This window comes from Kocuria aegyptia (assembly GCF_039530085.1).
In the GTDB taxonomy this organism is placed as follows: domain Bacteria; phylum Actinomycetota; class Actinomycetes; order Actinomycetales; family Micrococcaceae; genus Kocuria; species Kocuria aegyptia.
The window spans coordinates 24,253-44,545 of sequence record NZ_BAAAOA010000003.1 but is presented as its reverse complement, the minus strand read 5'-3'; the positions used below and the strand labels follow the sequence as shown (position 1 = coordinate 44,545).

The following is a 20,293-nucleotide window of genomic DNA, read 5'->3' as shown; positions in this document are numbered from 1 at the left end:
GGGGCAACCGCGAGCGGAGCCGGACCCGGCGCGACGGAGCCACGGGGTGCCGCGGCTCCGAGGTGCCGCGGCTCACGCGACCGGGACGCGGTCCTCCGGCCGGGCCGGGCGGGTGCGGGGGGACCCGGTGCGGGCGTGGGTGGCGTAGAGGGTCAGGCCCACGAAGGTGAGCCCGCCCACCAGGTTGCCGAGCACGGTGGGGATCTCGTTCCACACGAGGTAGTCCATGACCGAGAAGTCGCCGCCGAGCAGCAGCCCGGAGGGGAACAGGAACATGTTGACGATCGAGTGCTCGAAGCCCATGTAGAAGAACAGCATGATGGGCATCCACATCGCGATCACCTTGCCGGAGACGCTGGTGGACATCATCGCGGCGACCACCCCGGTGGAGACCATCCAGTTGCACAGGACGGCGCGGACGAACAGCGTCAGCATCCCCGCGGCGCCGAACTCGGCGTAGCCCACGGTCCGGCCCTCTCCGATCTCCCCGATCCGCCGGCCGACCTCGTCCGGGGGCAGGGAGAAGCCGTAGGTGAAGGTGATCGCCATCAGGACGGCCACGACGAACGCGCCGCCGAAGTTGCCGGTGAACACCAGGGCCCAGTTGCGCAGCATCGAGTGGACGGTGACGCCCGGCCGCCGGTCGATGAGCGCGAGGGGCACGAGGGTGAACACGCCGGTCAGGAGGTCGAAGCCCAGCAGGTACAGCAGGCAGAACCCGACCGGGAAGAGCACGGCCCCGAGCAGCGGCTGGCCCGTCTGCACGGTGACGGTGACCGCGAACGCCGCGGCGAGCGCGAGGATGGCGCCGGCCATGAACGCGCGGATCAGGGTGTCGCGGGTGGACATGTTGGCCTTCGCCGCTCCGGCGTCGATCATCTTCGTGACGAAGTCGGCGGGCATCACATAGGACATGGCATGGCTCCGTTGCTGGACGGACAGGAGGACGCCGGGGACCGCGCGGCATGTGCCCGGGCCCCGGCTCCTCCGAGTCTGGCGGGGCCGTGTTTCGGTCCCGTGTCGCTGGCCGGTGCCCGCGGTCAACTCGGCCTCACCGGGGCGCGGCGCACCTGTGAGGCGGCCTCCGGGCCGGTCCGCCGCTAGCTCTTGCGGGTGGCCAGCACCGTCTCGTAGAGCTCGCGCTTGCCCACGCCCGTGCGCTCGGCGACGCGGCCGGCGGCGTCCTTGAGCCGGGTCCCGGCGGCCACGAGCGCCTCGACCTCGGCCACCAGGTCCTCGGGGCGTGCCGCCTCAGGGGCGGGGGCACCGGCGACGACGACGGCGATCTCCCCGCGCACCTGCCCCTGCCCGCACCAGTCCACGAGCTCGGTGAGCGAGCCCCGCACGACCTCCTCGTGCAGCTTGGTGAGCTCCCGGGCCACGACCGCCCGGCGGCCGGGCCCGAACGCGTCCCGCAGCGCGGTGAGCATGACCTCGAGCCGGTGCGGGGCCTCGTAGAAGACCATGGTGCGCCGCTCGCCGTCGAGCTCGGCCAGCCGGGCGGCCCGCTCCGAGGACTTCCGCGGCAGGAAGCCCTCGAACGTGAACCGGTCCGTGGGCAGCCCCGACACGGCCAGCGCCATGAGCACCGCCGAGGGACCGGGGATGGCGGTGACGGTCAGGCCCTCGGCGGCCGCGGCCTCCGCGAGCCGGTAGCCGGGATCGGAGACGGTGGGCATCCCGGCGTCGGAGAGGACGAGCACGGTGCCCCCGGCGCGGACGGCGTCGAGCAGCTCGGCCACCCGTCCCGCCTCGTTGTGCTCGTGGTGGGTGAGCACCCGCCCGCGCGTGGTGACCCCGAGCCCGGCGGTGAGCCGGCGAAGCCGCCGGGTGTCCTCCACGGCGAGCACGTCCGCGGTCTCGAGCGCCGCCCGCAGCCGAGGCGGGGCGTCGCCGAGATTGCCGATCGGGGTGCCCGCCAGGACCACCTGGCCCGCGGCTCCGGCGCCGCCGGCGGGATCGGCGGGAGCGTCGGCGGGGGCGTCGTCGTGGGGTTCCGTGTGCACGGCTCCACTCTACGGCGCGCTCCACGGCCCCCGCCGCGGGCGCCGGGACTCGTCCCCTACGATGACACCGTGAGCTCCTCGGTGCGCGCCCCAGTCCTGGCCCCGGGGCCTCGGCCGGCCGCACCGGTGAGCACCCTGCGCCGGTCCCTGGCCCCCGCGGCCCTGCGCGAGCGGCTGCTGCCGGCCCCCGTGGCGGTGGCCCGGCTGGCGTGGCTGGCGCCTCTGCTGGTGGTGCTGCTCGGCGGGCTGCTGCGCTTCCACCGGCTCTCCCACCCGGACGCGATCGTCTTCGACGAGACCTACTACGTGAAGGACTCCTACTCGCTGCTGCTGCACGGCTACGAGCGGCAGTGGCCGGAGGGCGCGGACGAGCTGTTCGTGGCCGGCACCCCGCCCGAGGCCCTGAGCACCCCCTCCTACGTGGTGCACCCGCCGGCCGGGAAGTGGCTCATCGCGTGGGGCATGTGGCTGTTCGGCGCCGAGGACCCCGTGGGGTGGCGCTTCTCCGCGGCCCTGGCCGGGACGCTGTCCATCGCGCTGGTGTGCGCCGCCGGGTGGCTGCTCTTCCGCTCGGTCACGGTGGCCACGCTGGCGGGGCTGTTCACCGCGGTGGACGGGCTGCACCTGGTGCAGTCCCGGCTCGCGATGCTGGACGTGTTCCTCATGCTCTTCGTCCTGCTCGCGTTCGTGCTGCTCCTGCTGGACCGGGAGCACGGGCGCCGCCGCCTGGCCGCCCGGCTGGGCGTGGCCCCGGGCCGGGACGTCCCGGACGCGCAGCTGTGGCGCCGCCTGGAGTGGGGGCCGTGGCTGGGCGTGCGCTGGTGGCGGATCGCGGCGGGCATCGCCTGCGGGCTCGCGGTGGGGGTGAAGTGGAGCGGCCTGTTCCTGGTGGCCGGGCTGGGCGTGCTCACGGTGCTGTGGGACCTCAACGCCCGGCGGGTGGCCGGGGTGCGACGCTGGCTGCTCGCCGGGGTGCTCAAGGACGGCGTGCCGGCGTTCTTCGCGGTCGTCGGGACCGGCCTGGTGGTCTACGTGTCCACCTGGGCGGGCTGGTTCGCCTCGACGGACGCCTACGACCGCACCTGGGCGCAGCAGCACCCGGGCGAGGGCCCCCAGTGGCTGCCCGCGCCCCTGCGCTCGCTGTGGGCCTACCACTCCTCCGCCTACGGCTTCCACAGCGGACTGGGCACCGACCACTCCTACGAGGCCCTGCCGTGGCTGTGGCTGACCCTGAGCCGGCCCACCTCCTACTTCTACGAGGCCCCGGAGCGGGGCACGGCCGGGTGCGCGGCGGAGCACTGCTCGCAGGCGATCCTCAACCTCGGCAACCCGCTCCTGTGGTGGACGGGGATCGCCGCCGTGCTGGTGGCCGCCTGGCTGTGGGCCGCGCGGCGGGACTGGCGCTCCGGGGCGCTGACCGGTGTGTTCGCGGCCGGGTACCTGCCCTGGTTCCTGTACCCCGAGCGCACCATGTACTACTTCTACGCGCTGCCCGTGCAGCCGGTCCTGATGCTCATGCTCGCCGGCATGCTCGGCCTGGTCCTGGGCCGGCCCGGGGACACCGTACGGCGCCGGCGCGCGGGTCTCGCGGTGATGGGCGTGTTCACGGCCGCAGTGCTCCTGCTGAGCGCGCACTTCGCGCCCGTCTGGTACGCGGAGACGGTCGAGTACGCCCAGTGGCGGGAGCGGATGTGGTTCGCCGCCTGGATCTGAGCCGTCGCGGCCGGCCGGACGGCCGTGCCGGCGACCGCGACCGCGACCGCGACCGCGACGACGATCAGCTCGGCGAGCGGGGGCGCGGCCGGATCGGCGACCGGCTCAGCGACCGGACAGCCGCTGCTTGAGCTCCTGGCGTCGGCGCACCCGGTCGAGGGCCCGGTGCCGGCGGAAGGCGGTGGGCCAGGTGGCGGCCATGACCGCCAGCGCCCCCAGGAGGGCGAGGCCGGCCACCGCGATCGCGGCGTCCATCCAGAACTGGGTGGGGTACAGCCGGATGAGGGTGTCCGAGGCCCGGAAGGTCCAGGAGCCTTCCGCGAAGAAGAGGGAGTGGAACAGTGCGAAGAACTGCTGCCAGCCGAGCACCGCCGCGACCGCCAGCGCGACCAGCAGCCCCACGGTCAGCCACGAGCCGAAGAACAGGGCCCCGGAGGCGGCCCCCGGGGCCTTCGCCCGCAGGTACAGGCAGGAGACGATGCCCAGCAGCGCCAGGACCGCGACCGCGGCGAGGGCGCTCTGCAGCACGATCTTCACGTCGGTCATGTGCGCGACCTCGGAGCTCAGGAACAGCTGCGCGCCGTCCGCGTCCTGCAGTCCGCCCAGGAACGCGGACGGGGCCCAGTTCATCACGTAGTCCAGTCCGTAGGAGCCGAACACCATCCGCTCCTCGGTGGAGAAGCCGTAGGAGTCCGCCGGGAAGCCCGGCCGGTGGTACTCCGCCCACAGGAACAGGGGCGTGGCCACCACGCGCACGGCCGCGGCCAGCAGCGCGAGCGGGAGCACGAGCACCAGGAAGACCTGCTGCAGCCGCGGCAGCCGCGGCTCGTCCGCCAGCGCGTCCCGGCGCAGCGCGGCCCGGCGGCGGGCCTCCGCGTCCAGGTCGTCGTCCCCGGCGGCCTCGTCGGCCCCGACGGCGCGGGAGCCGCCGCCCGTGCGGCCGGGCGCACGTCGCGGCCCGGCGCCGCTGCGCTCGTCGTGCTCGCCGGGGCGACCGCCGTCGTGCTCGCCGTCGTCATCGTGGTCGTGCGCGGTCTCCGCGGGGACGACGGCGGGGAGCAGGCCGGTCCACACGGGCTCCTCGCGCTGCTGGTCGTCCGCGGGCGGGTCGGCCTGCTGCCAGGGGGCCTTGTCGTTGCTGGGGGTGGCCACGGGCGGGTCCTTCGGTCGGAGGGAGACAGGAGTCCGGGGCGGGCGGGCCCGCTCCGGCCGGTCCCGATCCTACCCACCGCCGGCGCGCCCCTCCCCACCGGCAGGAGCCCGGCCTCGGGGGCTCACCAGTTGCCCTTCCACTCCTCGTCCGCGTAGTGCTCGATCGGGATGTTCCAGTCGCCGTACCCGTCGTCGGGATCGGCCTGCGGGTAGCCGGTGCCCACGACCTCCACGACGTCCCCCGGGCGGAACACGTCGTGGATGAACTTCGCGCCCTCGGGCGGCATGCCCACGCACCCGTGGGAGACGTTGGCGACCCCCAGGACGGGCATCGCGGAGGGCAGCGCCTGGTGCACGAACTCCCCGCTGGCCGTCAGCCGGGACACGTTGGAGGCCCAGAACGTGTCGTACCAGTGCGGGTCCCCCGGCTGCAGGTCCAGGGAGGAGGCCTGGAACAGGTACTGCGGGGCCTGCTCCATGATGACCTTCTGCCCCGTGGTCGAGGGCCAGTCCGGATTGCCCAGGGTCACGGGGAACGTCCTGGCGACCTCGCCGTCCACCCAGGCGGTCAGCGTCTTGGTCTCGTTGTCCACCCGGGCGTAGTGCTCGGCGCCGGTCGAGAAGCTCCGGCGCAGGTCGTGGTTGCCCACCATGCCGTGGCCCACGTCGAGGCCGAGCAGCTTCAGGGAGACCGTGATCTCCGAGCGCGGCGCCCACTTCTCGGCGGGGCGGTAGCGGACCACGGTGTCGGAGTACCAGCGGAAGGCGCCCGCCCGGTCCCCGCCGCCGTCCACGGTCACGGCCTCCTCCACCTGCTCCTTGTTCGCGACGGGCTCGGAGAAGGTGAACTCCAGGACCTGCCCGGTGCCGTAGACCCCGCCGTCCACCACGTTGAGGCGCGCGTCGACCTCGTGGTCGGCGAGCACGGTCGTGAACGCGCTGGTGCCCGTCGTCGGCCCGGCTCCTGACGCGGCGCTCCAGTGCAGCTCGTACGGGGTGTCGAAGGCCAGGACCGCAGTGCTGGTCCAGGTCCGCCCGTCCGCGGAGAGCTCCCCGGGCACCGGTTCGCCGCCGAGGGCGGGGACCAGTACGACGTCGGTCAGCTCGCCCCCGTCGGCGCGCACCACGACCGGTTCCCCGGGGTTGTGCTCGACGGCGGCGTCCGTGGGCGCGACCGTGACCTCGGCCGGCGCGGGCGTGGCCGGCCGGCTCGGGGACGGCACGGCCCTGGCGGCGGCCGATGCGGCGGCGGTCGGCTCCCCCGCGGGGGTCCCGGAGGCCTGCGCGCAGCCGGTGGCGAGCAGGACCGTCACGGCCCCCAGGGCGAACAGGCGCCGGGGAGCCGGCAGCGCGGGCGGGGCGGAGGACCCGGGATCCGGGCAGGAGGACAGGGGCATGGGGGAAGGCACCTCGGGCGTCGGGGGGGGTGGGGGGAACGCTGAAGAACTGCTTCCACGATAGGTCCACCGGCCGCGCCCGGTGCCACCCGCCGTCCTTCGGTCACGAATGTTAACGCGTTCGTGACGGCCGGCGCGGGGTTCGGCGCCTCAGCGCCCGGGGATCAGGCAGGCGATGCCGTGGACGATCGGATAGACCGGGTGCACACCGTCGCAGAACGGACGGTCGCTCATCAGCCGGTCGGCGTCCACGGGGATCAGCGTCCCGCCCGTCAGCGGGCACCGCAGGATCTCCAGCAGGCCGGGCGCCAGGGCGGACGCCACCGGGGGCACCGGCTCCGGCTCGGGCACCGGCAGCGCCCAGGGGGCCGGGCGGCGGTCGACCGGCCCCTCGTGGCGCCGGGCGGGCCCGGCCTCGTGGCGGGCCTCGGTGTGGAACGCGTGCGTCGGCTGCGTCGTTGCAGGGACAGTCATGGGGGACTCCTGGTGCTCCGGGGGGAAGAGCCTTCCGCACCGGACAGGTGCGGTCTGCGGCTCATCCTAGGGGCGGAGCAGCGGCGTGGCCCGGAACCGGCCGGGGACGCGCGGTTCAGGCCTCGGGCCGGGCGGAGCCGCCGCGCGCGGCGGGCCGGCGCAGGTGCGCCCGGCGCAGCGCTCCGGGCACCGGGACGTCGTGCCACGGCACCTCGGGGGCAGGCTCCTGAATCGGCTGCGGGATCGGCTGCGGGAGATTCTCCGGGGCGGACGACTGACGGCTTTCTGCGGCGGGGGGCTGACGGCTCTGCGCTGCGGGCGGCGGGGCGCTCTCCGGGGCGGGCGACTGACTGCTCTGCGCGGCGAGGGCCGGGGCCGTCGTCGGGCCGTTCTGCGCGGCGGTCTCCGCAGCACCCGTCCGCCGGCCGGGCCGGGAACCCGCACGGGGGCCCCCGGGGCGCGTCGGGCGCGGGGCGGCGGGGCCTGGCGAGGACGGCTGCGGCAGCGAGACGTCGCGCAGCACCGTCCGCGGGCGGCCGCGGACCGGCGCCGGCGGTTCGCTCTCCCGGACCGCCTCGGCCACGGCGCCGATGTCCTCGCGCCGGGCCCGTGCCTCCGGCAGCTCCAGCCGGACGACGCGCCAGCCCCGGGGCACCGTGAGCCGGTCCGCGTGCACGGCGCACAGGTCGTAGGCGTGGGGCTCGGCGTGCCCGGCGAGCGGACCGACCACCGCGGTCGAGTCCGAGTACACGTAGGTCAGGGTCATGACCGCGTCCCGCGTGCAGGTCTGGCGGGAGCAGAGGCGGGTGGCACTGCCGGAGGAGGTCATGGCCCGAAACTACCTCAGCGGGCGAGGCGGCGCAGGCGTCGGCGCTCGCGCTCCGAGAGCCCGCCCCAGATGCCGAACTTCTCGTCCTTGTTCATCGCGTAGTCGAGGCACTCGGCCTGCACGGGGCAGGCCTCGCAGACGCGCTTGGCGTCCCGCGTGGACCCGCCCTTCTCGGGGAAGAAGGCCTCCGGGTCGGTCTGGGCGCACAGCGCGTCGGTCTGCCACGCGAGCTCGCCCTCGTCCTCGTCCACGGCGTACAGCCCGGCCACGGCGCTCCAGTCGGAGCCCTCGTCGGCGGCGGGCGCCTCGAGCAGGTCGAGAGCCGGCGCCTCTCCGGTCCCGGCGAGGCTCTGGACGGCCTCGTGGGCCCGGAGATAGGCCGTGGCCTGATCCTCCAGGCTGTCGGCGACCCGGCGGACGTGCCGTTCCGCGGCGCGCGGGTCGGCGGGATCCACGAACCAGTCCTCGGGCACCGAGCGCACGCTCCGGCGACGGGCCTCGAGGGGGGTGGAATCCACGACCTGCTGTCGTGCGGCCTCTCCCATGACTTTCCTTCCATCCGACACGATCGCTCTGGCCCGGCGCAGTTCGGGGGGCGCCGACCCTTTGCATCCCGGAGAACGTATCCTTGCTGATCGTCTGCCGGACTTCCCAATTACACGTGTGTAACTAGCACGGCGTCAACCCGTCCCGGGAGGCCGCCCGTGCCACGATATCCGGGAAGCATGCTCTTGGGAGTAGACGTTTTTCCACGTCACGGCCCGATTTTCGACAGGACGCCGAAGAACGCCAAGAATGCGGCCCTACGCATATGTCACGCCGCCGACGCGGGCGCGACATCCATCGAGGAGGAACCATGAACACACCGACCCCTCACTCCGTCCCCCGCTTGGTGGACAAGCTGCGGAGCAGCAGCCGTCCCGCTCTGATCTGGTACGGCCTGGACGGTGAGCGCGTGGAGCTCTCCGGGCGGGTCCTCGACAACTGGGTGGCGAAGACCGCGAACCTCTGGGTGGACGAGCTGGATCTCGAGGCGGGCGACGTCGTCACCCTGGGCGACGAGCTGCACTGGCGCAGTCTCGCGGTCGTGCTGGGCACGTGGACCATGGGGGCCGCGGTACGAGCGGTCGATGCCCTCGAGGACGCGGCGGAGCCCGGGGACCGGGCCGTGGTGGGGCTCGTCGACGCGCAGGGGGCGACGCCGCCGCTGCTGGACCGGGTGCCCTCCGGTGCGCGGGCAGTGGTCCTGGACCGGCCGGCGCTCTCGCTCGGCTATCGCGGCGAGCTGCCGGGCGGGGACGTCCTCGACTACTGCGCCGAGGTCCGCTCCCACGCGGACGTCTACGACGGCGTGGAGGAGCCGGCGCCGGGCGGGGCCGCGCTCCGGGCGGCGGGCACCGACGGCTTCCTCCCCCACGACCGGCTGATGGCGGCCGCGGGCGAGCTCCCGGCAGGGCGGGAGGACGCATGGGGCGCGGCGTCGGCGGTGCACGTGCCGGGACGGCGGATGGACGCGGAGCTGCTGCTGCGGGTGCTGGCCGTGCTGGCCGGGGGCCGGGCCGTGGTCGTCACGGACCGCCCGGCGGACGCGGCCGACGACTCCTGGAGCTCGGTGCTGGCGGCTGAGAACGCCGTGGGCTTCTGAGCGGAACGCTTCAGCGCCCCTCGACCGGCTCCGTGCTCTCGTGGGCGTCCGGTCGGGGGCGCGCCGCGCTCCCCGTCCGGGGACGGCCGCCCTCCCGGTGCGGATCCGGGTGCGCCCGGTGCGGGTGCTCCCGGCGGGGGTGCTCCGAGCCCTCCGCGGGCTGGTGGCCCGTGATCAGGGCGATCTCGAGGGCCGCGGTGTCCGCGAAGTTGGGGTCCTCGTCGAGCTCCTCGGTGAACACCCAGAAGCGGTAGGCGAAGTACCGGAAGACCGTGCCGAGGATGGTCCCGATGATCGTGCCGGACACGAAGGACGCGTAGGCGCTGGTGAGCCCGAGCACGTAGTAGCTGAAGCCGAGGCAGCCGAGCTCGATGGCCATGCCGATGCCGTTGGCCACGAGGAACTGGATCAGCTCGCGGCGCTTGTCCGACTGGCGCTTGTGCCGGAAGGTCCACAGCCGGTTGGCCACCCACGCGAAGACGATGGCCACGGCCGTCGCCACGAACTTGGCCTTGAGGTGGCCGTCCTCGAACACCGTGTGCATCAGGATCCAGGTGAGCGACGCGTTGATCACGAACGCGAGGGCGCCGACGACGCCGAACTTCATGAGTTCCTTGACGAACAGGTGCCACAGGGCATCGAAACGGTCGACGAGACGGTTCACGCGGCTTCAGGTCTCCCAGGTGGTGAGGCGGTGGGCGCCGGCCGGCGCGGCGGTCGACGCGCGGGAGAGCACCCGGTGCGGACCACGGCACATCCTACCCCGCCCCACCTCCGCGCCACCGGAGAGTTACGGCACAGTCCCCCGGCCGCACCCGGGCCGGGGACGGCACGGAACGGGAGGACGTGCGGTGGTCCGCCGGAAGCGCTCCACGGGCCGGGATACCCTGGTCGGGTGAATTCTTCTGTGACCGCCCCTGTCATCGGCGTCGTCGGAGGCGGGCAGCTCGCCCGCATGATGGCGCCCTCCGCCACCGCCCTGGGGATCGAGCTGCGCGTGCTCGCCGAGGGCCCCGACGTCTCGGCGGTCGCCGCCGTGCCCACCGCGCCCGTGGGCGACTACACCGATCTCGGCGTGCTGCGCCGGTTCGCCCAGGGCGTCGACGTCCTGACGTTCGACCACGAGCACGTGCCCACCGAGCACCTGCAGACCCTGCTCGCCGAGGGCGTGGACGTCCGCCCGGGCCCGGACGCGCTGGTGCACGCCCAGGACAAGCTGCGGATGCGCGCGGCCGTGGAGCGCCTCGGGCTGCCGAACCCCCAGTGGGAGGCCGTCGCCGACGTCGAGGAGCTGATCGGCTTCGGCGAGCGCACGGGCTGGCCCGTGGTGCTCAAGACGCCGCGCGGCGGCTACGACGGCAAGGGCGTCATGGTGCTCGGCACCGCCCAGCAGGCCCGCGGTCCCGAACCGGCGCAGTGGTTCGCCCGCACGGACGGCCCCCTCCTGGCCGAGGAGAAGGTCGGCTTCTCCCGGGAGCTCTCCGCGCTCGTGGCCCGCACCCCCTCCGGCGAGGTGCGGGCGTGGCCGGTGGTGGAGTCGATCCAGGTGGACGGCGTCTGCGACGAGGTGCTCTCCCCCGCCCCGCAGCTGCTGCCCGAGGTGGCGGCCGCCGCCGCGGACGCCGCCCGCACCCTGGCCACGGAACTGGGCGTGACCGGGGTGATGGCCGTGGAGCTCTTCGAGACCCCCGGCCGCGGCACCGGGTTCCTGGTCAACGAGCTGGCCATGCGCCCGCACAACTCCGGGCACTGGACCATGGACGGGTCCGTGACGAGCCAGTTCGAGCAGCACCTGCGCGCCGTGCTGGACCTCCCGCTCGGGGACACCGGGCTGATCGGCGGCTCCGCGGTGATGAAGAACTACCTGGGCGGGGCCAACCAGGACCTCTTCGGCGCCTACCCGGCGGCGATGGCCGCCGAGCCCCGCGCCAAGATCCACAACTACGGCAAGGCCGTGCGGCCCGGGCGCAAGATCGGCCACGTCAACCTCACGGGCACGGCGGACGAGATCCCGGAGCTGCGCCGGCGGGCCTCCCGCGTGGCCGCCGTGCTGCGCGACGGGCAGGCCTGACCCGCGTGCCTCCCACGGCCCGCCCAGCCGGGACGGATAGCGTAGCCCCAGACCGGACCGCGATGGCGGCCCCCACCCGCCGAGCAGCCCAGGAGCACCAGTGAACGAGAAGCAGCAGCCCGTCGTGGGCGTCGTGATGGGCTCGGACTCCGACTGGCCCGTGATGGAGGCCGCCGCCACCGCGCTCGCGGAGTTCGGCATCCCGTACGAGGCCGACGTCGTCTCCGCCCACCGGATGCCCACCGAGATGATCGACTACGGCAGGCAGGCCCACGAGCGGGGGCTGCGGGTGATCATCGCCGGGGCCGGCGGCGCCGCCCACCTGCCGGGGATGCTCGCCTCGGTGACGCCCCTACCCGTGATCGGCGTCCCCGTCCCCCTGAAGACCCTCGACGGCATGGACTCGCTGCTGTCGATCGTGCAGATGCCCGCCGGCGTCCCGGTCGCCACCGTGTCCATCGGCGGGGCCCGTAACGCCGGGCTGCTGGCCGCCCGGATTCTTGCCGCCGGCGCGGACCCGCAGGCCGAGGCCCTGCGCGGGCGGCTCCTGCGCTTCGCCGCCGAGCTCCGGCAGACCGCCCACGACAAGGGCGCGGCGCTGCGCACCCGCCTCGACGGCTGATCCGGCCCGCCCGCCCCTGTCCTTCCCCCTGCCCGTCCTTCCCCGCCGGAGCTGCCCGTGAACGGCCACACCCCCCGCGCTGAGCACGATCCCCGCCCGCCCCACGACCCGTCCGCCGCGGACTCCCCCCGGGATCTCCCGCCCGACGCCGTGACGGCCGTGCGGGGCGTCGACGACGACGCGGCGCGCCCGCCCCGGCTCACGGACCCGCTGCGCCACCCCCAGCACGCCGGGGACGTCACCCGCACCCGGCGCGCCTGGACGCTGCTGCTGTCCACGCTGGTGGTCCCCGGCAGCGCGCAGCTCGTCGCGGGGCGTCGGGCCGTGGGCCGTGCCGCCCTCAAGGTCGACGTGGTCGTCTGGGCCGCGGCCGTCCTGGCGCTCGTCTGCCTGCTGCTGTGGCGGACCCCCCTGATCTGGTTCCTGACGAACTCCTTCACGTCCCTGCTGGTCATCGCGGGGCTCGTGGCCCTGGCACTCGGCTGGGCCTTCCTCTTCTTCGACACGCTCCGGCTCATCCGGCCCGGCCTGCTCGTGCAGCGGACCCGCCGGGCGGTGGCCGCGGCCACCGTGGCGCTCATGCTCGTCACCTCGGGCGGGCTGGCCTACTCCGCCTACCTGCTGTCCGTGACGCGCGGGGCGGTCTCGGACGTCTTCGGGGGCGGGCTGCCGTTCCGCCCCTCCGACGGGCGGTACAACATCCTGGTCATGGGCACCGACTCCGGGGAGGACCGCTCGGGCCGCCGCCCCGACTCCATGTCGGTGCTCAGCGTGGACGCCGACTCGGGGCGGACCGTGACCATCTCCCTGCCGCGCAACCTGCAGAACGCGCCCTTCCCCGAGGACTCTCCGCTGGCCGACGTCTATCCCGAGGGCTACAACTGCGGCGACGAGTGCATCCTCAACTCCCTCTACACCGACGTCACGAACGACCACGCCGAGCTCTACCCCGACGCCGCGGACCCCGGCGCCGAGGCCATGAAGGACGCCGCCTCGGGCATCCTCGGCATCGAGGTCCAGGCCTACGCGATCGTCGAGATGAACGGCTTCGAGCAGCTCGTGGACGCCCTGGGCGGGATCACCGTCGACGTCGGCGGGCGCGTGCCGATCGGCGGCGGCACCGACATGGTGACGGGCCTGCCGAACGAGATCTTCGGGTACATCGAGCCGGGCGTCCAGCGCCTGGACGGCTACCACGCCCTCTGGTACGCCCGGTCCCGCGAGGGAGCCACGGACTACGACCGCCAGGCGCGCCAGCGCTGCGTGCAGGCGGCGATGCTCGAGCAGCTCAACCCCGTCAACGTGCTGACGCGCTTCGAGGACCTCGCGAAGTCGGGCACGCAGGTCGTCGAGACCGACATCCCGCAGAGCCAGATCGGCTCGTTCGTGGACGTGGCCCTCAAGGCGAAGGAGCACGAGCTGGTGCAGTACGCCGCCGGCCCGCCGTTCTACGACCCGTCCTTCCCCACCTACCCGGACTTCGACCTGCTGCACGAGGACCTCGACCGGGTGCTCGAGGAGGCCACCGACCGCGGCGCGCGGGAGGCGGAGGCCCTGTCCGGCGGCACGCCGATGGGCTCCGGGGTCGCGATGACCGTCCCCGTCCCGGCGTCGAAGCCCCTCGTGGGAGCGCAGGAGCTCACCCCCAACGGCACCTGCTCGGTGCCCTGACCGGTCCGGGCGGCGGGGCGACGCCGACGCCCGGACGCCCCGGTACAGTGGGGGCGTGGCGAACATACTGCAGTCGAACGCATGGGCCGGATTCCAGCGGAACCTGGGGCACACGGTGTTCCAGGCCTCCGGGGACGGATGGCGCTACCTCGCGGTCGTCGAGGGCGGCCGGACCGGCCGCTACCTCTACTGCCCGTACGGTCCCGAGGCGCGGACCCCGCAGGCCTTCGAGGCGGCGCTCGACCACCTCGCTCGCACGGCCCGGGCCGAGCGGTGCTGGTTCGTGCGGGTGGAGCCCGTCGACGCCGCGGTGACGGACGGCCTCGAGACCCCCGAGGCCTCGCTGCGGCGGCGCGGACTGCGCCCGGCGCCCCGGCAGGTGCAGCCCGGGCACACCCAGGTCATCGACCTCACCCAGGACGAGGACGCGATCCTCCAGGACATGAAGTCCACCAACCGCAACCTGCACCGCAACATCGCCAAGAAGGGCGTGACCTTCACGGCCTCGACCGACCCCGAGGACGTCGACGTGCTGCTGGGTTTCCTCGAGGCCACGGCCGAGCGCAAGGACTTCACCCGCCAGCAGGACGCCTACCTGCGCGAGGCCGCCCGCAGCCTCATGCCCGTGGGCGCGGCCTCGCTCTACGTGGCCCGGCTGGACGGGGAACCCATCGGCGCCTCCCTCGTCTACGACTCCGACGACACCCGCACCTACGCCCACGCGGCGATGGACTTCGAGCACCGCAGGCTCTCGGCGGGGATCCCGCTGGTCGTGCGGATGGTCCTCGACGCCAAGCAGAAGGGCCTGCGCCGGTTCGACCTCTTCGGCACCGCGCCCGAGGACGCCGGCCCGGACCACGCGTGGCACGGCTTCACGAAGTTCAAGAAGTCCTTCGGCGGCCGTCCGGAGTCCTATCCCGGGACCTGGGACCTGCCGGTGAGCCGCGCGAAGTACGCCGCGTACACCGGGGTGCGCGCCGCCCGGGAGGCCGCCGTCTCGGCCCGCAAGAGCCTCCCCGGCCTGCCGGGCTGGCTGCGGCAGACGCTCGCCGGGGTGCACCGCCGGGAGGCCTGAGACCCCCTCGCCGCGGCGGGGACCCGCGGCATCCGCCCGGCCGGGCGGACATGCCGGGCCGGCCCCGGGACCCGAACCGCACCGGCCGGGAACGGGCGGACCGGAACCGGGGCGGCGACGACCGGACCGGCCGCGGCCCGGTGTCAGCGCCCCGCCGCGTCCCGCAGGGCCGAGATGCTCTCCCCGACCACGCGGCGGGTGAGGTCCCGGGCCCGCCGGGCTCGTCCCCGCGCGGGGCGTCCCGTGCCGTCGTCGTCCCCGGGCACGTCGTCCGGCTCCTCGCGCTCGGGCGACCACGCCGGGGCCGGCTCGCCCAGGCCCAGCTCCGCGGCGACCGCCGTGCCGGACGCCTCGGCCGCGGCGTCGGCGACGTCCTCCGCGAACTCCCCGGCGGGGCCCCGCCCCAGGGCCTTCTCCCACGGGCCCAGCACCGGACGCTCTGCCGCGGCCAGCTCGCGGACCACCAGCGGCACCTCCGTCTCGCCCGGGTCCCCGCCGTCGAGGCGCTGCACGCGCCGCTTCTGCAGCTCGACGATCCCGGTCAGCAGCAGGGCGTCGTCCACGCCCAGGTCCCGGCCCCGGCGGGTGAAGCCGAGCCGGTAGATCATCGCGAGCCCGCGCGTGTGCACGAACCACAGGTAGCCCAGGGCCGTCTCGCGGCCGTCCTCGGCGGCCTCGGTGGCCACGAGCAGCAGCGAGTCGTCGCCCAGGTCCTCCAGCAGCTGGGTGATGAGCCGGGTCCGCAGCCCGATGTTCGAGAGCACCCGGCTGCCCGCCGTGACCTCGCGCACCGTCACGCCCGGGGTGCGCAGGGCCGCGCGGCACCGGTCCAGGGTGGCCTCGGAGAGCCGGCGCGAGAGGTCCCGTTCGGTCTCTCCCAGCACCACCTCCAGCCGCCGCGGTCCGTCCGGCCCGGCCTCCGCGGCGGGGCGCGTGAACCCGGCGGCCTCCAGGGCCTCCGTGGCGCCGGGGGCGCGCAGGGTGTCCGCCTGGAAGCGCAGCAGCACGGCCGAGTGCTCCTCCCGTGCCCAGTCCGCGAGCGCGGCGGCGACCACGGGCAGGTCCTCGGGCCGGTGCACGTGGCAGTGCACGGTGCCGGCGACCACGCGCTCGGCCTCGGAGCGCAGGTAGAGCTGGGCGTAGCCCACGGTGCGCTGCTGGGCGTCGTGGACCATGACCCGGTCGACCTGCAGGCCGGGGCCCTCGGCGGAGACCTGCGCCTCGCCGATGCCCCACAGCTGCTGCGGGTGGCCACCGGTCACCCGGACGGTGGCGTCCCACGTCTTGCGGTTGGGACAGGGGCTGACCGTGGTGCTCACGTGGGGATCCTCCTCGTCACCCGGGCGCTCCGCCCCGGCTGGGGGACCGCGGTCGGCGCCCGCAGTTCGGCCTCCAGTCTAGAGCCGGGAGGGTCCCCGGGCGGTGCCGGACACGGTGCGTCCGGGCACGGCAGGACCCCCGGACCGGAGGACGGTGCGGGGGTCCTGTGCCGCGGCCGCTCGGGCCGCTGCGCGCCGGCTCAGCGGCGGGCGTACTTCTCCCACTTGGAGGCGAGGTGCTCGGCCTCGACCATCCGCACGGTCCCGGAGCGGGAGCGCATCACGATGGACTGCGTGGTGATCTTGGGGCCGCGGTAGCGCACGCCGCGCAACAGGTCACCGTCGGTGATGCCGGTCGCGGAGAAGAAGCAGTTGTCCGAGGTGACGAGGTCGTCGGTGCTCATCACGGCGTCGAGGTCCAGGCCGGCGTCGATCGCCTTCTGCTTCTCGTCGTCGTCGGTCGGCGCCAGCCGGCCCTGGATGATCCCGCCGGTGGCCTTGACGGCGCACGCGGTGACGATGCCCTCCGGGGTGCCGCCGATGCCCATCATGACGTCCACGCCGGTGCCCTCGCGGCAGGCCGCGATCGCCCCGGCGACGTCCCCGTCGAGGATCATCCGGGTGCGGGCGCCGGTTGCGCGGATCTCGTCGACGAGCTGCTGGTGGCGCGGGCGATCCAGCACGCACACGGTGAGCTGGTTGATGTTGATGCCCTTGGCCCTGGCCACGAGGTGCAGGTTCTGCTTGACGGGCAGGCGCAGGTCCACGAAGTCCGCCGCCTCCGGGCCCACCACGAGCTTGTCCATGTAGAACACGGCGGAGGGGTCGAACATCGACCCGCCGTCGGCCACCGCGATGACGGCCAGGGCGTTGTTCATGCCCAGCGCGGTGAGGCGGGTGCCGTCGATCGGGTCCACGGCGACGTCGGAGGCCGGCCCGGAGCCGTCGCCCACCTGCTCGCCGTTGAAGAGCATCGGGGCCTCGTCCTTCTCGCCCTCGCCGATGACCACGGTGCCGTTGAAGTGCACGGTGGAGAGCAGAGAGCGCATGGCGTCGACCGCGGCGCCGTCGGCGGCGAGCTTGTCACCCGCGCCGACCCACTGGCCGCCGGCGATCGCCGCGGCCTCGGTGGTCCGTACCAGCTCCATCGCCAGGTTGCGGTCGGCCACGTTGTTGGTGCGCGCCTGGATCGTTCCGGTGGATTCTTCGGCCACGTTGTTCCTCACCTTCGAGTTCACGTTCTGCGGGACCTCCGGGCCGGGCTCGGCCGCGGGCGCGGTCCACGTCCCGCCCAGCATATCGTCCGCTCCCCCGCCGACCGCGATCTGCGCCACAGTCCGGCCGGGTGCGTCCCGTGCGGCCGGGCGGGTCCGGAGCGGACGGGGGGCCGAGGGCAGGAGGAGTGGGCGCGGCGGACACGGGGCGGCGGACAGGGCACAATGGACGGGTGAGTTCCTCGACCCCCGACCGTCCCGCAGAGCACCGCGCGGCAGAGCACCGCGCGGCCGCCGGCACCGTCCCGGACGCGCCCGGGCAGCCGCTCCCGCAGATCACGGAGAAGCAGGCCCGGCGGCTCAACGCCCCGGTGCAGGGCATGGTCATCTCCATGGCGGTCCTCCTGCTGCTGGTCCTGCCCTTCGTGTGGCTCCAGCCCCGCCCCGACGCCCAGCCGTACCGGCCCGACGTCGACGTCGCCCAGGAGGCCGCCTACGTCGAAGACGAGGCGCCCTTCACCCCGGTCGTGCCGGAGCCGGGCGAGGGCTGGACCGCCAACTACGCCCGGTGGAACGGCGGCGCCGCCGAGGGGGTGCCCTCCTGGGAGATCGGCTGGGCCACCCCGCAGGGCAGCTTCATCGGCCTGGTCCAGACGTCCATGGCCAATCCCACGTGGCTGGCCCAGCAGGCCGAGGCCGTTCCCGCCTCCGCCGAGGTCGAGGCCGGCGGCACGTCCTGGGACGTCCACATCCGGGAGGAGTCCCGGAACCAGGACCCCCTGACCGTGTACACCGGAGAGGTCAACGGCTCCACCGTGGTGCTCAAGGGCGACGCGCCCGGCGCCGAGCTGGACCGGCTGGCCGCCGCCGTTGCCGAGGACCTCACCGACGCCCCTGCCCCGCGAACCACGGAGATGCCATGACCCCGGACGCCCGTCCCGACGACACCACGCCCCGCACCCCTGCCGCCGCCTGGCAGCGCCTGCGCGAGGGCAACGCCCGCTTCGTGGCGGGCGAGTCCCTGCACCCCAACCAGGACGCCTCCCGGCGGCAGTCCGTGGCCGGCGGTCAGCACCCGTTCGCCGTGATCTTCGGTTGCTCGGACTCACGCCTGGCCGCTGAGATCATCTTCGACCTCGGCCTGGGTGACGCGTTCGTGGTGCGCACCGCTGGGCAGGTCATCGACGACGCCGTGCTCGGCTCGATCGAGTACTCCGTGGCGAACCTCGGCACGCCGCTGATCATGGTGCTCGGACACGACTCGTGCGGGGCCGTGTCCGCCGCGCACGGCGTCGCCGGTTCCGGGCAGATGCCCCGCGGCTTCCAGCGGGACCTCATCGAGCGGATCATGCCGTCCGTACTGGAGACCCAGCGCCACGGCCACCAGGACGTCAACTCGGCGGTGGTGGAGCACACCAAGCAGACGGCCTCACGCCTCATGGAGCAGTCCCGGGTGATCGCGGACGCGGTCTCCAACGGCGACGTCGCCGTGGTCGGCGTCTTCTACCACCTCGAGGACGGCCAGGCGGAGCTCGTCCACGGGCACGGCACCTGGCTGCCGGGCCGCTGAACCGGGCCCGGGGCGGCCGGGCGTCACCGTGGGGCCCCGTGCCGGGCGTCACGTGGGGCTGACCTAGACTGGCGCCATGGCAAACACCACGGCAGAGACCACCGAGTACCGCATCGAGCACGACACCATGGGCGAGGTCCGCGTTCCCGCGAACGCCTTGTACCGCGCCCAGACCCAGCGGGCGGTCGAGAACTTCCCCATCTCGGGCAAGCCCCTCGAGCCCCAGCACATCGTCGCGCTGGCCCAGATCAAGAAGGCCGCCGCCCTGGCGAACGCGGAGCTGGGGGTGCTCGATGACGAGCGCGCCCGGGCCATCGCGGACGCCGCGGACAAGGTCGCCACGGGGCAGTACGACGAGCACTTCCCGATCGACGTCTTCCAGACCGGGTCCGGGACGTCCTCCAACATGAACACCAACGAGGTGCTGGCGACCCTCGCCAACCAGGCGCTCGAGGGCACGGACGTCGAGGTCCACCCCAACGACCACGTCAACGCCTCCCAGTCCTCCAACGACGTCTTCCCCACCTCCGTGCACGTCGCCGTCACAGGTGCGCTGATCAACGACCTGGTCCCGGCCATGACGCAGCTGGCCGAGTCGCTCGAGAAGAAGGCCGCCGAGTTCCGGGACGTCGTGAAGTCCGGGCGTACGCACCTCATGGACGCCACGCCGGTGACCCTGGGCCAGGAGTTCGGCGGCTACGCCGCGCAGGTCCGCTACGGCATCGAGCGGGTCCAGTCCTCCCTGCCGCGGGTGGCCGAGGTCCCGCTGGGCGGCACTGCCGTGGGCACCGGCATCAACACCCCCGCCGGCTTCTCCGCCCGCGTCATCGAGCTGCTCGCCGAGGAGACGGGGCTGCCGATCACCGAGGCCCGCAACCACTTCGAGGCCCAGGCCAACCGGGACGCCCTGGTCGAGGCCTCCGGCCAGCTGCGCAACGTCGCCTACAGCTACATGAAGATCAACAACGACCTGCGCTGGATGGGCTCGGGCCCCAACACCGGCCTCGGCGAGATCCTCATCCCCGACCTCCAGCCCGGCTCCTCGATCATGCCCGGCAAGGTGAACCCGGTGATCTGCGAGTCCACCATCCAGGTGTGCGCGCAGGTGATCGGCAACGACACCACGGTCTCGCTGTCCTCCACCAACGGCGCGTTCGAGCTCAACGTGGGCATCCCGGTCATGGCCTCGGCCCTGCTGGAGTCCATCCGGCTGCTCGCGAACTCCTCGCGGGTGATGGCGGAGAAGATGATCGACGGGCTCGAGGCGAACGTGGAGCGCTGCCGCTTCCTCGCCGAGGCGTCCCCGTCCATCGTGACTCCGCTGAACAAGGCCATCGGCTACGAGGCCGCCGCGAAGATCGCCAAGCACGCCGTGGCGAACAAGATGACGGTGCGCGAGGCGACCATCGCCCTGGGCTACGTGGAGGACGGCCGGCTCACCGAGGAGCAGCTGGACCGGGCGCTGGACGTCACCACCATGACGGGCCCCAACGCCTGACCCACCGCTCTCTGCGCACCGAGGGCTCGCGGTCGGG

The 20,293-nt window shown here is 74.0% G+C and carries 19 protein-coding genes; 9 read left to right on the top strand and 10 right to left on the bottom strand.

Going from position 1 to position 20,293, the window contains the following annotated elements:
* Positions 1 to 72: 72 nt before the first annotated feature.
* Entirely contained in the window at positions 73 to 915 is an 843-nt protein-coding gene (locus ABD220_RS00385; protein ID WP_344118802.1) for a formate/nitrite transporter family protein, read from the bottom strand.
* A gap of 185 nt (positions 916 to 1,100) precedes the next feature.
* Entirely contained in the window at positions 1,101 to 2,006 is a 906-nt protein-coding gene (gene rsmI / locus ABD220_RS00380; protein ID WP_344118801.1) for a 16S rRNA (cytidine(1402)-2'-O)-methyltransferase, read from the bottom strand.
* Positions 2,007 to 2,132: 126 nt separating this feature from the next.
* On the opposite strand from rsmI, the gene ABD220_RS00375 reads away from it, so the two are divergent.
* A complete protein-coding gene (locus ABD220_RS00375) occupies positions 2,133 to 3,719 on the top strand; it encodes a dolichyl-phosphate-mannose--protein mannosyltransferase (RefSeq protein ID WP_344118800.1) in 1,587 nt (528 codons plus the stop codon).
* Positions 3,720 to 3,824: 105 nt separating this feature from the next.
* Here ABD220_RS00375 and ABD220_RS00370 read toward each other — a convergent pair whose 3' ends face one another.
* The 5 genes from ABD220_RS00370 to ABD220_RS00350 all read right to left on the bottom strand — a co-directional run bounded on the left by ABD220_RS00370 (position 3,825) and on the right by ABD220_RS00350 (position 8,116).
* On the bottom strand, positions 3,825 to 4,871 hold the full coding sequence (locus ABD220_RS00370; RefSeq protein WP_344118798.1) for a TIGR01906 family membrane protein: 1,047 nt from the start codon (positions 4,869 to 4,871) through the stop codon (positions 3,825 to 3,827).
* Positions 4,872 to 4,993: 122 nt separating this feature from the next.
* A complete protein-coding gene (locus ABD220_RS00365) occupies positions 4,994 to 6,268 on the bottom strand; it encodes a L,D-transpeptidase (protein WP_344118796.1) in 1,275 nt (424 codons plus the stop codon).
* Positions 6,269 to 6,418: 150 nt separating this feature from the next.
* A complete protein-coding gene (locus ABD220_RS00360; protein ID WP_344118794.1) occupies positions 6,419 to 6,742 on the bottom strand; it encodes a hypothetical protein in 324 nt (107 codons plus the stop codon).
* 115 nt (positions 6,743 to 6,857) lie between these two features.
* On the bottom strand, positions 6,858 to 7,508 hold the full coding sequence (locus tag ABD220_RS17990) for a DUF3499 family protein (RefSeq protein WP_425552481.1): 651 nt from the start codon (positions 7,506 to 7,508) through the stop codon (positions 6,858 to 6,860).
* Between the two features lie 77 nt (positions 7,509 to 7,585).
* A complete protein-coding gene (locus ABD220_RS00350) occupies positions 7,586 to 8,116 on the bottom strand; it encodes a WhiB family transcriptional regulator (protein WP_344118792.1) in 531 nt (176 codons plus the stop codon).
* 311 nt (positions 8,117 to 8,427) lie between these two features.
* Between ABD220_RS00350 and ABD220_RS00345 the strand changes: the two genes are divergently transcribed.
* Positions 8,428 to 9,216, top strand: a complete 789-nt coding sequence (locus ABD220_RS00345; RefSeq protein ID WP_344118790.1) for a TIGR03089 family protein — start codon at positions 8,428 to 8,430, stop codon at positions 9,214 to 9,216.
* Between the two features lie 10 nt (positions 9,217 to 9,226).
* Here the strand turns inward: ABD220_RS00345 and ABD220_RS00340 are convergent, their stop codons facing one another.
* Positions 9,227 to 9,880, bottom strand: a complete 654-nt coding sequence (locus tag ABD220_RS00340; protein WP_344118789.1) for a GtrA family protein — start codon at positions 9,878 to 9,880, stop codon at positions 9,227 to 9,229.
* A gap of 243 nt (positions 9,881 to 10,123) precedes the next feature.
* Here ABD220_RS00340 and ABD220_RS00335 point away from each other — a divergent pair, with 243 nt between their 5' ends.
* The 4 genes from ABD220_RS00335 (at position 10,124) to ABD220_RS00320 (ending at position 14,655) form a co-directional block, all read left to right on the top strand.
* Entirely contained in the window at positions 10,124 to 11,287 is a 1,164-nt protein-coding gene (locus tag ABD220_RS00335; protein WP_344118788.1) for a 5-(carboxyamino)imidazole ribonucleotide synthase, read from the top strand.
* Positions 11,288 to 11,423: 136 nt separating this feature from the next.
* Entirely contained in the window at positions 11,424 to 11,909 is a 486-nt protein-coding gene (gene purE, locus ABD220_RS00330; RefSeq protein WP_344118890.1) for a 5-(carboxyamino)imidazole ribonucleotide mutase, read from the top strand.
* A gap of 57 nt (positions 11,910 to 11,966) precedes the next feature.
* The gene (locus ABD220_RS00325) at positions 11,967 to 13,580 is read left to right on the top strand and encodes an LCP family protein (RefSeq protein ID WP_344118787.1); all 1,614 of its coding nucleotides are present in this window, start codon (positions 11,967 to 11,969) and stop codon (positions 13,578 to 13,580) included.
* A 55-nt stretch (positions 13,581 to 13,635) separates the two neighbouring features.
* Positions 13,636 to 14,655, top strand: coding sequence for a lipid II:glycine glycyltransferase FemX (locus ABD220_RS00320; RefSeq protein WP_344118785.1), 1,020 nt, complete (start codon positions 13,636 to 13,638; stop codon positions 14,653 to 14,655).
* Between the two features lie 143 nt (positions 14,656 to 14,798).
* On the opposite strand, the gene ABD220_RS00315 is transcribed toward ABD220_RS00320, so the two are convergent.
* Together ABD220_RS00315 and glpX are read right to left on the bottom strand one after the other, a co-directional pair.
* Positions 14,799 to 15,974, bottom strand: coding sequence for a hypothetical protein (locus tag ABD220_RS00315; RefSeq protein ID WP_344118783.1), 1,176 nt, complete (start codon positions 15,972 to 15,974; stop codon positions 14,799 to 14,801).
* Positions 15,975 to 16,174: 200 nt separating this feature from the next.
* Complete coding sequence (gene glpX / locus ABD220_RS00310) at positions 16,175 to 17,122, bottom strand: class II fructose-bisphosphatase (RefSeq protein ID WP_344118888.1); 948 nt, start codon at positions 17,120 to 17,122, stop codon at positions 16,175 to 16,177.
* A 299-nt stretch (positions 17,123 to 17,421) separates the two neighbouring features.
* Between glpX and ABD220_RS00305 the strand changes: the two genes are divergently transcribed.
* From ABD220_RS00305 to ABD220_RS00295, 3 genes are all read left to right on the top strand, one after another.
* Complete coding sequence (locus ABD220_RS00305) at positions 17,422 to 18,111, top strand: DUF4245 domain-containing protein (RefSeq protein WP_344118781.1); 690 nt, start codon at positions 17,422 to 17,424, stop codon at positions 18,109 to 18,111.
* On the top strand, positions 18,108 to 18,758 hold the full coding sequence (locus tag ABD220_RS00300) for a carbonic anhydrase (protein WP_344118780.1): 651 nt from the start codon (positions 18,108 to 18,110) through the stop codon (positions 18,756 to 18,758). Before ABD220_RS00305 ends, ABD220_RS00300 begins: the two co-directional genes overlap by 4 nt.
* A gap of 76 nt (positions 18,759 to 18,834) precedes the next feature.
* A complete protein-coding gene (locus ABD220_RS00295; protein ID WP_344118779.1) occupies positions 18,835 to 20,256 on the top strand; it encodes a class II fumarate hydratase in 1,422 nt (473 codons plus the stop codon).
* The last annotated feature ends 37 nt before the right edge of the window (positions 20,257 to 20,293 follow it).